We start from the raw sequence: 12093 nt of genomic DNA on the forward strand, positions 1-12093 counted from the left end.
TCGGTATGAAGGCCTCAATCTGTAGCATCCGGCTCAGAGCCGCTGCCGCGAGCTTCAAAGCGGTCTTTGAATAGTGGGACCAGGCAAAGATGCCACATCAGCCAGCAAGCATAGATGGAATCGCCGGAGTAGGCTTGGCCATCGCTTGTCGTTCCGTGCGCGATGGCGTGACGAAGCCCCGGGCCGGAGCGAGTAAGGAACACTCGCTCAATGTCATCAATCACGGACGCGCTGAAGATGGCCTCCAGCTCACCGCGATGATTCTTGTACAACTGCGTAATGCTCATGTCCTCTTGGGTTCCAGAATCCTCATCGTGACGAACAACATCGACGTCATGTCCTTTCAGGACATAGATCAGCGAGGCCTCCAGCAGCGGAGTCAGGATGAACAAGGCCGACGTCATATCACCATGCAGAAACGCCAGAATGCCCTTGGAAAAGGTCTCCGTGAGATCAGGAGGAACGAATGGGCTTTTCCGGCAGAGAGGGAAGACCTCGTCCAGTGATACTGAGTGCTTGCTGGCCAACTGGTATACAACGACAGCGATCCGGCCCCGCACTACAGTCTCTCGATAGATCCCCTCCTGCCTCGCGATAGCATGCTCCAAAGCGGCAGGATCAATGTTTCGCATGTCCGTTCCCGGAGAACGGAATCGAACATGGCCATCGGAATCGTGCTGCTGAACACCGAACATTGAACCTAGTGGATGCTTGCGCATCCCCTCCATTGCCTCTTCCTCAATGACCGAAGTTGGCCGGGGCCGGTGGATACCAGCAAGCAAGAAGAGAGCCTCCTCAATCGAGAGTCCCTGAGTCCGATCTTTCACAGCATTGACCAACTCGCTCAGATCAAACGAGTACCCACGGTTACCGAGATCAATACGGAAGAACGTCGCGGGAGCATGAGGTGGTGGCTAAGCAACCCCCGAGCTCTCCGCCAGCGAGTGAAGACGCGTGCCCGCGTTTACCCGCGCGCACCCGAACATCACCGTGCACCTTTCCGAGCGCACTGACCCGTTCGCGCTTGCCGGCAGTGGATTCGACGCCGCTGTGCACTTCGAGCACCCAGCCTGGACAGGTATGCGCACTTACCCGCTACTGCAGGAAGTGCTGGTACCGGTGTGCCATCCCGCGCTCATCAAGGGCGCAATGGCTCGCGTCACGCTGGACCAACTGCCCCGGCTGCACAGACGACAGAGTCCCGATGCTTGGCAGTGTTATGCCGAGAACGTCGGTATCGCTCTCGCTAACGCAGCGGTGGGTGCACGCTACGACCTTCATGCGATGCTGATTGAAGCAGCGCTTGCAGGCCTCGGAGTCGCCTTGGTGCCACGTCTCTATGTGGAGGCAGAGCTGGCGCAAGGCCGACTGGTTGCGCCATGGCCGCAAAGTGAGGCGGTGTCCAAGACATTCTGCCTGGTGCTGCCCGAACCGATCGGCCTAACTGCGGGCCCAGTGAATACGTTCGCGCAATGGTTGCTAGCGGAAGTTGGCAAGCGCGGAGCTGCAGATACGGCTTGCGACACGAGGACGCGACTCCACGATTAAAACGCACGGATGTAGCCGCATGTCCGCTTCCCTCCATAGACAGAAAAATGACGCGGCATTGGCCATTCTTCACATCCGGGCAGTTGTTGACAGCTCGAAGCGGGTGCAACAATCCGGGAAAAGGGTACCCCAATGCCGTCCAAAGCCAGCCTGACCTTTGACCACGCGATCCAAGACGCTGTCGACCTAGTCAACCACTTTGATCGTCTCAACACCTTGCCGCCACCGCCAGAGAATGAAGTCCTGAAAAGGGCTAGCTTGGTCATGGCCTTGGCGGCGCTCGAAACCTACTTCGAGGATCGACTTATGGAGGCAGTCGATGCATTGATCGGGAAAGGGGAATCCGACCTGGCGAGATTCATGCAGAACAGCCTAACCAACGACCTCAAGACCTTCCACACGCCAAGCACCGATCGAGTCAGGCCTATGTTCCAGAAGTATCTGGGGCTTGACATCACGGAGGGCTGGCACTGGAATCAGACCGAGGTGGCCGCGGCGCGCTCAGAGCTAAATGCCCTGGCCAAGAAGCGTGGTGACATTGCCCACCGGTCGGGCCGACCGGCTGCCGGGTCGCCTGCCAAGCATGCGGTGTCACGGGACGATCTGCGCCGGCACATTCACTTCATCCGGCAACTAGTCGCGGCGACGGACGCGGCCTTGGACCGCCAGCTCTAGTGCCCCCGAAGTCATCCACACGCGGCGTTGCTGCATTCATCCAGATGCTTCGTGGCAAAGATGTGGTGATGGATGGAGCGGTTATTCTTGGTCACGCGCCTGGCACGCAATCCAAGCAGGTTTCTGGGGCTTGAAGGGGCAGATCTAAGTTCCGGTGCAGTAGCCTCAACGCTGTCCGCACGCCTTCTTCGACAACGGGATGATAGAAGGGGCTGTCGATCATCTGTTGGACCGTATCCCTTCGCTGAACGCTCCACGAGAGTAGATGCCCAATGTGTTCGGCCGATGGGCCGACCATCTCTGCACCCAAGAAGGTTCCTGTGGCGCTGTCGGCGTAGACACGGACTACTCCGTGGTTCTCCAGCATGACCCGGCTGCGCCCCTGATCAGCGAACGATGCCTCTCCAACCTCAAAGGCGGCGCCACTCTCGGTCAACTGTCGGAACGTGGCGCCCGCCATCGCGATCTGGGGGTTGGAAAACACGATCCCCAGAGGCGCCCTGCGCGGTCGTGGGCGCACGTTTGGAAAGCGGCCCGCGTTGTCGCCTGCGATGCGGCCGTCGTCGGCGGCCTCATGAAGGATATCGGCCATCCCATTGGCATCCCCGGCAACAAAGATGTGAGGGCAGGTGCTCTGGCCGGTAGCGCGGTCGACAATGGGCAGCCCGTAGCTGTCCAAAGCAATACCGGCAGTATCCAGGCCGATTCCGAGCATGTTCGGCTTACGACCTGTCGCCGCAATCAGGTAGTCGAACGTCTCGGTACTGCGAACACCCACAGAATTCTCGGAGACCACTAATACTCGACCATCCTCGGTGAGCGAGGGTGTGACCTTTGCGCCCAGGCTTACAGGAACCTCTTCGGAGAAGATGCGCGTGGCCTCCGCCGCAACCACTGGGTCGCTCAGCGGCCCGATGAACCGACTGCGACCGTAAAGGCGAACCGTCACTCCAAGGCGATGCAGAGCCTGTGCCAACTCAAGGCCGATGACCCCGCTGCCAACAACGGCCACTGAGCTGGGCAGGTCAGTCCACTCAAAAACGTCATCGTTCACAAGAAGCCTGTCGCCCAGTGCCTCACGCCATGCCTCCGGAACGAAGGGACTGGACCCTGTCGCTACAACGATGCGATCGGCTTCCACGATGGTAGATGACCCGACCAGAAGCTCATGAGGGGAAAGGAACTTCGCCCTGCCACGAAGCCGGTGTTCCTCCGGCCATGCATCGACTGACTCCACGACGAAGCCCACGAAGCGGTCGCGCTCTTTGCGCACCCGATTCATCACTGCCCTTCCATCAACTTTGACCATGACCGGCATGACACCAAAGTTTGGTGCAAGCTTTAGCGTATGGGCAGCATCTGCGGCACTGATAAGCAGCTTGCTGGGCATGCAGCCAACCCTGGCACAAGTGGTTCCGTAGACACCACCTTCAATCACCACGATGCTGTCGGTATGCGCTTTGGCCGCGCGGTACGCCGTCATGCCAGCACTGCCGGCGCCAATGATGGCAACATCAACCTTGATACGAGTCATCTGAGACCTCTTTTCGCCAGTGCAGTGCAGATGCCTGCAGCACGATCGACGGAGACTGAACCAGCCTTCCCTTGGGGAGAGCCGATTCGAGCAGTTGGTAGATTCTGGTTCTCGCCTATTCGCCCGCGCTATCGAGTCGCTTCTGAGCCCAGAGAGCGATACGCGTTGCAGACAACGATCCCAAGAGTCGCCCAACTTCGCGGCCTTGGTCGTCATACATCAGGAGCATCGGCACAGCAGCGACCTTCAACGAGTCCAACAGCTGCGGATCCGTCGCTGCATTCACCTTGAGGAATCGGGCCCTTGCGCCCATTGCCTCGGCGGCGGCAGCAAAAGCAGGCTCCATCGTCTTGCAGGGAGGACACCACGGCGCCCCTATGTAGAGCAGGAGAGGACTGTTTGTGGAGCGCGCAGAGCGGTTGAATCCCACGGCATCCACCTCTTCTACCTTTCCAGCCCATGAAGGCACGGACGTGTTCATCGCTTCACCTTCTTTGCTACGTGGGCGCCGCATTGGGCGCCCGCATGGTTATGGCTTACTCGCCCTTAACGAACGGGGCAATCTGCTCGTGCAGAGCCTGCTTGGGCATCGCGCCAACAATTTCCTTGGCGACCTTGCCGTCCACAAAGACTTTCAGCGCGGGGATGGATCGCACCCCGAACTGCCGTGCCAGCTCGGGGTTCTGATCGATATCGACCTTGATCACCTGGAGCCTGCCTTCAAGCTCATCGGATATCTCCTCCAAGGAAGGAGCGATGGCCCGGCAAGGCGGGCACCACGGTGCCCAGAAGTCCACCAGCACCGGTGTTTTGCTTTGGATCACATCGGACTCAAAGTCGAAGGTGGTCGTGTTACGGGTTGCCATCTCACACCTCATCTGTGGCCCGCACGTGCGGGGTGGTTGATTAGACGGCTGCGGCGCCGTCGTAGGTCGGATAGTCCGTGTAACCCTTGGCTCCGATCACGCCGTAGAAGGTGGACGGATCAGGCTTTGCCAGCGGCCAGCCGTTCTTCATCCGCTCTACCAGGTCGGGGTTGGAGATGAAGTTGGTGCCGAACGCAATCAGGTCGAGCTCACCCTTGGCCAGTTCTGCTTCGGCCAGTTCCTGGGTAAAACCACCGGCACCGATCAGCGTGCCCTGATACGCCTTTCGGAACGCGGCGCCAAAGCCAGCCGGCGTGCCCGCTGCCGAGATCGTGGTCTGGTAGTTCAGATGCACGAACGCCAAGGTCCGCTCGTTAAGAGCCGGGGCCATGCTCGCCCACGCTTCAGCCTCGCCTTCGAAGGCCTCCATGTCGTAGATGCGACCAAACGGGGACACGCGAACACCTACCTTGTCGCCGCCAATTTCAGCCGCGACCGCGTCGATGGTTTCCAGCAGCAGACGCTGACGGTTCTCGATCGACCCACCATACTGGTCGGTGCGCGTGTTGAGCTTGCTGCTCAAGAACTGGTCGAACAGGAACGCGTTGGCGGCCATCAGTTCGACGCCATCGAAGCCAGCATCCATGGCACGACGCGCAGACGAGGCGAAGTCCTGAATGACACGCTTGACCTCATCGGTGGTCAGTGCGCGTGGCTTGCTCGGGAGCACCGGGCCTTCCTTGCCAGGCTCGACCCACGCATAGACCATCGTGGTGGTCGCCGGCACGTCACCCGACGACACCGGCGCGACGTTGCCCGGCTGTAGCGAGACGTGTGACAGCCGACCGACGTGCCAAAGCTGTGCAAAGATCTTGCCGCCGTTGGCATGCACCGCATCGGTGACTTTACGCCAGCCTTCGGTCTGCTCATCGGTGTAAAGACCTGGGGTGTAAAGGTATCCACGACCCTCGTCGGAGACCGGAAGGCCCTCAGTGATGATGAGGCCGGCCGATGCGCGTTGACCGTAATAGAGCGCAGTCAGCTCGCTTGGGGTGTTCTCAGGCGTGCGCGTGCGGGTCATCGGTGCCATGACGACTCGGTTTGCCAACGGCAGGCCGGACATGTCAAAGGTGGTAAAGAGCTTGTTCATAGCGGCATCTCTAATGGGTGTGCAGCCCCGCATTGGGGCTGCTTGTTGTTAGGCAGGATCCGACCAGCTGATGGCTCAGCCTTCAACGACTTCCAGTTTGGACACCATGCGGATCGCCTTGGAGAAGTTGGCCAGGTTCACCGAGGTCTTCGTCACCACCGCGTGCAGTTCTTCCAAGCGTTCGCGCGAAGCGTCCGTGTTCAGACGGACCACGTAGGTGACCTCGTCGTAGCCTGGGTTGACGCTTTCGTCCAAACCGAGGAAGCCACGCAGGTCCAGTTCGCCATCCGTCTCGATCTCCAGGCTATGGACGGTGATGCCCATGGCGGCTGCGTTCACCACGTAGCCCACGGTCAAGCAGGCATTGAGGGCTGCCATCAGGAGCTCCTGCGGATTGGGAGCCGAGTTCTGACCGAGCAGCTCATTCGGCTCATCGGCAGCAATCTCGAAGTGGCGCTCGTACTTCACCCCGGCCATGGAGTAGTGGTTGACCGTGGCGACAGAACGGGTCTGTCCGTCCCACTTCGTCTTTACGTTGAAGCGGGCGTTACGCTTGGATGCGTCTTCAGCGACGCCTTTGGCAAATTCCTGAAGAGCGGCGACGTCGATACCATTGGGCTTGTTGGTCATTTTCGTAGTTCCTTTCTGAGTGCGCTCACGCGCGGTGGGTCATCCGGGCGCTAAAGGCCGGGGCGTGACCGAATTGGGTTTTGGCTGAACAGATCTGTTGCTTTGACGGTCAAGGAATCAGTGCGCGCAGCCATCGATGCCGCAGCTTTCGCCTTCGCCGGCGACACTCATTGGAGCCGGCATCTCACGGGCCGCTTCAAGGATGGCGCGCTCAAATACGTCCACTTCTCGAGCACCGGAGACAAACACCTTGTTGTTGAACAAGAACAACGGCACGCCATTGGCGATCTGGTTTGCATCCATTTCATCGCGTCCGATCTCAGCGGCGATGCGCTCAGAGTCGAACTCGAACAAGGTGTCCGTCACGCCGACCTCTTTGGCAAGCGTGGCCAGCACGTCCTGGTCAAAGATGTCTATGCCATCGGTGGTCGCTGCTTTATAGATGCGCTCGCTCAGCAGCTGGGCCACCACCGGGGAGCGGATACTCTTGACCAGCGCATGCGCAACCGTCGTATCACCGAAACGCATGGTGTCGAAGTTGTAGACGAGGCCTTCCAAGATGCCATTCGTGCTGACGGCCGCCATCATCCGATCTGCGCCCGCCGGACCGCCCAGCTTCTGATACAACGCGGTCTTGTAGTCCATGGGCTTGACCCCTCGCGCAAGGCGATAGGCCTTGTGAGTCACCTCAACCGGGACCTGCCCTGCGAGCGAGACAACCGCCTTTTCAAAGCGTTTCTTCGCAATCCAGCACCACGGGCAGACGTAGTCCGACCAGATGTCCACCTTGACCGTTTTCATGAAGCTCTCCATTAATCCGAGTAGATGCGAACTACCATTCAGTCGGTAGGCTAAGCATCTGTAAAAAATGCCGTGCGAGCCCTCACTGCTTGAGGGCAGCACCGCGATAAGGTCAGGCGTTTTCGACGATGAGCCTGATGACACTTGGCTGCAACGAGTCGGCGTCTTTGGTGGCCCAGTTGATGAAGCTGGAGCCCTCCAGAACACTGAGAAGCAGGAATGCTTTCTGCCTGGCGCCACTGCCTTTGGGGATTTGCTTGAGCTTGATGCCTTGCTCAAGCATCCGGCTGAGCCAGGTCAGCTGCATCTCAAAGAACCGCTGAGTCAATTGCTGCATGCTCGGTGGCAACGCGGACATCTCTGCAGCCAGCGCCCCGCATAGAGGGAGCAACTTGCCGTCGTCACCAGATTTAAAGATCTGGAAGAAGGCTTCAAGGCGGGCAACCACATCGCTGTGCTGAACCTCAACACGATCGAACTCGGTGCGGACACGTTCAATGTAGTCCTCCACGATTGCCCCGCCCAAGTCTTCTTTGGTCGGGAAATGGTGATGGATGCTTGCCTTGCGAATGCCGACAACCTCAGCGAGGTCCGCGTAACTGAAGGCGCTGTAGCCGCGGGTTCGCATCAGGTTTTCAGCCGTGTGAACCAGGGCGTCGCGTGTGCCAACGGCCATCTCGATACCTCCACTTTGATGAGATCAACTCTACCTACCACATGGTAGTTCGTCAATACCCAACGACAACCTCATTGCCGTCGTTGGGCTGCGGTTTACGCACCAATCTCGTCATACGCCTCAAGAGCGCGCGAGGAGTAGACATAGGCGGCGCCGGCATTGAGTGCGATGGCGGTGCCCAGGGCAGCCGCAATTTCTTCCTTGGTCGCCCCGGCCTTCTTAGCCGCGCCGGCATGTGCAGCGATACACCCATCGCAACGGGTGGTCACAGCCACCGCGAGCGAGATCAGCTCATGGGTCTTGGCGTCCAGCACGTTGCCCTCACGGGTGGCGAGCTCCAGCTTATGGAAGGCGCTGGCCACAGGGGCATTAGCCTTGTTGAAGCCACTGACACGCTTGATGAGCGACTTCAGCTCTTCGGTCCACTTCTTTTCCATTTCGATCACCTTTGTATGTTGATTTAATTGCCGAGCTTGCGAGCAGCCATGACGCCGCCGTCTACGTCCCAGACCGCGCCGGTAACCCAGGAAGCCTTGTCAGAAAGCAGGAAGATGACGGTCTCCGCAACGTCGCGCGGTGTGCCATTGCGACCCAGTGGGTGGAAGCTCTTGAATGCATCCAAAGCCCCAGTGAGTTGCTCGCCGGGGATGAAGCGCTCAAAGATCTTGGTTTCCACCATGCCGGGGCTGACTGCGTTCACGCGGATGCCGTGCTCCGCCAGCTCTGCAGCAACGTGCCTGGTCATTGCATCCAACCCCATCTTGGCCATCGAGTAAGCAGGGGCTGTTACCGTCTCGATCGCTTGGCGTGCCGCCACAGCAGTGACGTTTACGATGGAGCCCGGCTTCTTCTGCGCGACCAGCGAGGCTGCAATCTGCTGGGTGATAAAGAACAGCGAGCGGTTCAGATCGAGGAAGTTGTTGTAGTCCTCAATTGAGTGCTCCAAGAACGCCTTTGGATAGAAGATGCCTGCCGTGTTGAGGAGTAGGTCAATGTCACTGTGTTCCGCGGCCAGCTTTGCAAGCAACGTCTGCACGCTTTCCGGGTTCGACAGATCTGCGGCGAGCGCCGACGCTTTGTCCTCACCGGCTACAGCTGCAAGCTGCTGCCGTGCAGCCTCCGCCTTTTCGGGGCGATTGCCCACGACCACCACCGCACCGCCCTGCTGGGCGACCATCTGTGCAACCTCCAGCCCGATTCCGCTGGTGCCACCTACAACCAAGAGCTTGCGACCTGAGAATTCGTTCGTGTTCATTACATGCCCATTAGACATCCGACTAGTAGGTAGGCTACGCCCGGTTCTTTGAGGAGTCAACAGGCGCCGTGGCCCGTTTCATTCAGGTCGTTCAGCTAAAAGGGGGGGCGCTTTGGGTGCTCGGGAAAGCAGGCGCCACTGGGGTCCAGAAATCACTGAAAGCTGCTGCTCAGAAGTATTTCAACCAGGTGATATCGCGCCGCGCCGCCTTGAATCTGGAGAACCAGGCCGTGGGGAGGTAGAGCGGGATGATCAGCGCCACATACCAAACGAGCACCCAACCGTAGTTCTGCACACCGAAGACACTTCCCTGCGTGGGTCCCCATATCGCCAAGGCCGAGTGATAGAGCAGCCGTAGCACGGTCAAGTGGACCAGATAGAAGAACATGGGCGCAGCGCCAAAGACCGCCAGCGTGGCTGTCAGGCGTCCTTCGCGCAGGCGCTCAGCCCCTGCCAGTAGCAAGGCCCCCACTCCTAGGGTGAGCAACAGGAACAGGAGTGAAGGCGGATACTTGGTCAGAGCCAGGTAGCTCATCGTCGTGCGCATGAGGTCGCCCTCGACAACAAACCAAGGCGTATCGCCGTAGCCATTCCAAGAGCGCAGCAGGAAAAAGGCGAGCAGCATCACGCCACCAAGTGCAAGCAGGCGTCGCGTTCTGGTTGCGGTATCAACGCTCGGATGGAACCAGGGACCCATCACGTACCCTAGGACAATGACTCCGATCCACGGCAGAACCGGATACGTCGTCTTGCCAACGAAGCCGAAAGGCAGCTCGATCACATCGCGCTGGTGCATCAGCGCCCAAAAGGTGAATAACGGCTGGCCCTGTTCCAGACGAACGACATCAAGCAAGTTGTGCCCGCAGACCACGGTTAGCCCGGCCAATAGCAGAAGCTTCCGCGGTAAGCCGATCAGCATGGCCAGGACGATCATGCAGACACCGATACACCAGATCACCTGGAGCCAGAACGTGGGGCTAGCGACGCCCCAGTAAAGCTCGGAGATAAAAAGGACTTCTAGCGCCATCAGCACCAGACCGCGTTTGACTAGGTACATCCGTGTCTCGGCGAGCGTGTGCTTCGTGCTGAACAAGTAGGCCGAAATGCCGGTCAGCGCAACGAAGATTGGTGCGCAGAGGCTGGCGGCCAAGCGAGCCAGATACAGCAGTGGCATCGCTGTGTTGGCGTCTATGGGATCTGCAACCGGTACGTGTAGGAACCAGGTCTCGCGGAGGTGATCGAGCAACATGACGACCATGACGAAGCCGCGCAGCGTATCGATGCTCTGTAGGCGGAAAGTGCGCTGCCGAACACCCACAGAAGAATGGAGACCCTCTAGGCTTGAATTGGGCATGACAGACATTTCTTCTCCAACGATCTCCACACCAGCAGGCCGAAAGCTTTCGCTACGCGCACGGTGACGGCACCGTGCCATGGGGTGAGATGTTATAACGTAGCCCTAAATGCCGCAAACGTTGACCGCTCTTGACGTTCCCTCGTTGTGTAGATGGAGAGCTAATCGCCCACGTTTGCCGCCTAGTGACACCGGGGAACGAGACGCCGCGGACTGCTTTGGTTCAGGACGTCAGCCTGCTGCCTAACAGCTGGCCATTGGTGAGTTTCTGAGCATGATGGTGCGTGCGACCAGGCGCCCGCTGTCGGTCAGAAGCGGACATGAGGCGAATAGCAACGTCGCACCGCGCTGGTCTTGTAAGCCGGCGTCTCAGATTCCTTGTTTGATCATTTTGTTGCCGGCCGGCCCTCTCTGTCTCGCAGGGCCCCGACGACGTCATTGAGGTCCCGACGGGATACGCTTGCGGCTGGCCGATAGTCGCGGCCTTGGCCCTCCTCGCTGCGCGCGAGCATCAGTCTAACCTCGATGGCTCTGGCACTAAGCACAGTTTGTAGCTCACTGCTGACGCCAACCTGCCCCTCACTGCCCCGAGCTACGAGGCAATGTTCCTCTCGCGGCCCGCTAGGCTAGAGGTACTGACGTGCTTGCCGGTGCTGCAATGAACACATTTCCGCAAACACATATAGTGCTGCTGTTCGTACTGCTTCGCCCGTCCTTCGCACGCCTACCTCAACCTGTCGCCGGGACTGGACTTCGAAACCAAGCTGTTCGCCAAGACCAACGCGCCGCAGCTGCTGCGCAAGGAGTTCTCGCGCCCCGGCTACGTGCCGCAGCCGATCGCGCTGGGCATCAATACCGACGCCTACCAGCCGATCGAGCGCAAGCTCAAGCTGACCCGCCAGCTGATCGAAGTGATGCTGGAAACCCGCCACCCGTTTTCGCTGATCACCAAGAACGCGCTGGTCGAGCGCGACATCGACCTGCTCGCGCCGCTGGCCGAACAGAACCTGGTCAGCGTGCACTTCTCGGTGACCTCGCTGGACCCGCACCTGTCGGCCCGCCTGGAACCGCGCGCCTCGGCCCCGCACGCCCGGCTGCGCGCGATGCATCGCCTGCGCGATGCCGGCATTCCGGTCGGGGTGATGGTCGCGCCGGTGATCCCGTGGATCAACGACGCCGAACTGGAAGCGGTGCTCGAAGCGGCGCGCGATGCCGGCGCATCCAGTGCCGGCTACGTGCTGCTGCGCCTGCCGCTGGAGGTGGCCCCGCTGTTCCGCGACTGGCTGGACACCCACCACCCCGACCGCGCCGCGCACGTGATGAGCACCATCAACCAGCTGCGCGGCGGCAAGGACTACAACAGCGAATTCGGCAGCCGCATGCGCGGCGAGGGCGTCTACGCCGACCTGCTCTCCAACCGCTTCAAGCTGGCCCGCAAACGGCTTGGGTTCGACGCGCAGAACAGCCACTGGCCCAAGCTGGACTGCACCCGGTTCCTGCGGCCGCTGCCGGCGCGGGTGGATTCGCCGCAGGGCAGCCTGTTCTGATTCCACTGGACGTGGCCCCCGGCGCCGGCCAACAATCGGCCATGCCCATGAGGGGCA

Annotated in this window: 13 protein-coding genes and 1 pseudogene; 3 read left to right on the plus strand and 11 right to left on the minus strand. The window is 59.9% G+C overall.

Annotated elements, in window-relative coordinates:
* Nucleotides 1–14 precede the first annotated feature (14 nt).
* Entirely contained in the window at nucleotides 15–728 is a 714-nt protein-coding gene (locus AC3ITM_RS00095) for a hypothetical protein (RefSeq protein WP_489267415.1), read from the minus strand.
* Between the two features lie 226 nt (nucleotides 729–954).
* On the opposite strand from AC3ITM_RS00095, the gene AC3ITM_RS00100 reads away from it, so the two are divergent.
* Both AC3ITM_RS00100 and AC3ITM_RS00105 read left to right on the plus strand, forming a co-directional pair.
* Nucleotides 955–1548, plus strand: a complete 594-nt coding sequence (locus AC3ITM_RS00100; RefSeq protein WP_489267417.1) for a LysR substrate-binding domain-containing protein — start codon at nucleotides 955–957, stop codon at nucleotides 1546–1548.
* A 132-nt stretch (nucleotides 1549–1680) separates the two neighbouring features.
* Nucleotides 1681–2223: a HEPN domain-containing protein gene (locus tag AC3ITM_RS00105; protein ID WP_489267418.1), complete on the plus strand. Its 543-nt coding sequence runs from the start codon at nucleotides 1681–1683 to the stop codon at nucleotides 2221–2223.
* A 91-nt stretch (nucleotides 2224–2314) separates the two neighbouring features.
* On the opposite strand, the gene AC3ITM_RS00110 is transcribed toward AC3ITM_RS00105, so the two are convergent.
* From AC3ITM_RS00110 to AC3ITM_RS00155, 10 genes are all read right to left on the minus strand, one after another.
* Nucleotides 2315–3757 carry a dihydrolipoyl dehydrogenase gene (locus AC3ITM_RS00110; RefSeq protein WP_489267420.1) on the minus strand — a complete coding sequence of 481 codons (1443 nt, stop codon included), beginning with the start codon at nucleotides 3755–3757 and terminating at the stop codon, nucleotides 2315–2317.
* Nucleotides 3758–3872: 115 nt separating this feature from the next.
* Nucleotides 3873–4271: a thioredoxin family protein gene (locus tag AC3ITM_RS00115; RefSeq protein ID WP_489267422.1), complete on the minus strand. Its 399-nt coding sequence runs from the start codon at nucleotides 4269–4271 to the stop codon at nucleotides 3873–3875.
* Between the two features lie 22 nt (nucleotides 4272–4293).
* Nucleotides 4294–4623 (minus strand): thioredoxin, encoded by a 330-nt coding sequence (gene trxA / locus AC3ITM_RS00120; RefSeq protein ID WP_489267424.1) that lies wholly within the window; start codon nucleotides 4621–4623, stop codon nucleotides 4294–4296.
* 40 nt (nucleotides 4624–4663) lie between these two features.
* Nucleotides 4664–5773 (minus strand): alkene reductase, encoded by a 1110-nt coding sequence (locus AC3ITM_RS00125; protein ID WP_489267425.1) that lies wholly within the window; start codon nucleotides 5771–5773, stop codon nucleotides 4664–4666.
* 75 nt (nucleotides 5774–5848) lie between these two features.
* Nucleotides 5849–6403 (minus strand): OsmC family protein, encoded by a 555-nt coding sequence (locus AC3ITM_RS00130; RefSeq protein WP_489267426.1) that lies wholly within the window; start codon nucleotides 6401–6403, stop codon nucleotides 5849–5851.
* A gap of 117 nt (nucleotides 6404–6520) precedes the next feature.
* Nucleotides 6521–7204: a DsbA family oxidoreductase gene (locus tag AC3ITM_RS00135; RefSeq protein WP_489267428.1), complete on the minus strand. Its 684-nt coding sequence runs from the start codon at nucleotides 7202–7204 to the stop codon at nucleotides 6521–6523.
* A 112-nt stretch (nucleotides 7205–7316) separates the two neighbouring features.
* Nucleotides 7317–7880 carry a TetR/AcrR family transcriptional regulator gene (locus AC3ITM_RS00140; protein ID WP_489267430.1) on the minus strand — a complete coding sequence of 188 codons (564 nt, stop codon included), beginning with the start codon at nucleotides 7878–7880 and terminating at the stop codon, nucleotides 7317–7319.
* A gap of 95 nt (nucleotides 7881–7975) precedes the next feature.
* A complete protein-coding gene (locus AC3ITM_RS00145) occupies nucleotides 7976–8317 on the minus strand; it encodes a carboxymuconolactone decarboxylase family protein (RefSeq protein ID WP_057496160.1) in 342 nt (113 codons plus the stop codon).
* Nucleotides 8318–8340: 23 nt separating this feature from the next.
* The gene (locus tag AC3ITM_RS00150) at nucleotides 8341–9135 is read right to left on the minus strand and encodes an SDR family NAD(P)-dependent oxidoreductase (RefSeq protein WP_489267432.1); all 795 of its coding nucleotides are present in this window, start codon (nucleotides 9133–9135) and stop codon (nucleotides 8341–8343) included.
* A 169-nt stretch (nucleotides 9136–9304) separates the two neighbouring features.
* A complete protein-coding gene (locus AC3ITM_RS00155; protein ID WP_489267434.1) occupies nucleotides 9305–10498 on the minus strand; it encodes an acetyltransferase domain-containing protein in 1194 nt (397 codons plus the stop codon).
* 683 nt (nucleotides 10499–11181) lie between these two features.
* Here AC3ITM_RS00155 and AC3ITM_RS00160 point away from each other — a divergent pair.
* Nucleotides 11182–12036 (plus strand): annotated as a pseudogene (locus tag AC3ITM_RS00160) (PA0069 family radical SAM protein); the annotation flags it as partial.
* Between the last annotated feature and the right edge of the window lie 57 nt (nucleotides 12037–12093).

This window comes from Stenotrophomonas sp. KH_029 (assembly GCF_057839765.1).

Bases quoted from the DNA above. Each gene is read 5' to 3' on its own strand.
- AC3ITM_RS00095 (WP_489267415.1), bottom strand. From the start codon at position 728: ATGGAGGGGATGCGCAAGCATCCACTAGGTTCAATGTTCGGTGTTCAG.
- AC3ITM_RS00105 (WP_489267418.1), top strand. From the start codon at position 1,681: ATGCCGTCCAAAGCCAGCCTGACCTTTGACCACGCGATCCAAGACGCT.
- AC3ITM_RS00110 (WP_489267420.1), bottom strand. From the start codon at position 3,757: ATGACTCGTATCAAGGTTGATGTTGCCATCATTGGCGCCGGCAGTGCT.
- AC3ITM_RS00115 (WP_489267422.1), bottom strand. From the start codon at position 4,271: ATGCGGCGCCCACGTAGCAAAGAAGGTGAAGCGATGAACACGTCCGTG.
- trxA (WP_489267424.1), bottom strand. From the start codon at position 4,623: ATGGCAACCCGTAACACGACCACCTTCGACTTTGAGTCCGATGTGATC.
- AC3ITM_RS00125 (WP_489267425.1), bottom strand. From the start codon at position 5,773: ATGAACAAGCTCTTTACCACCTTTGACATGTCCGGCCTGCCGTTGGCA.
- AC3ITM_RS00130 (WP_489267426.1), bottom strand. From the start codon at position 6,403: ATGACCAACAAGCCCAATGGTATCGACGTCGCCGCTCTTCAGGAATTT.
- AC3ITM_RS00135 (WP_489267428.1), bottom strand. From the start codon at position 7,204: ATGAAAACGGTCAAGGTGGACATCTGGTCGGACTACGTCTGCCCGTGG.
- AC3ITM_RS00140 (WP_489267430.1), bottom strand. From the start codon at position 7,880: ATGGCCGTTGGCACACGCGACGCCCTGGTTCACACGGCTGAAAACCTG.
- AC3ITM_RS00145 (WP_057496160.1), bottom strand. From the start codon at position 8,317: ATGGAAAAGAAGTGGACCGAAGAGCTGAAGTCGCTCATCAAGCGTGTC.
- AC3ITM_RS00150 (WP_489267432.1), bottom strand. From the start codon at position 9,135: ATGAACACGAACGAATTCTCAGGTCGCAAGCTCTTGGTTGTAGGTGGC.
- AC3ITM_RS00155 (WP_489267434.1), bottom strand. From the start codon at position 10,498: ATGTCTGTCATGCCCAATTCAAGCCTAGAGGGTCTCCATTCTTCTGTG.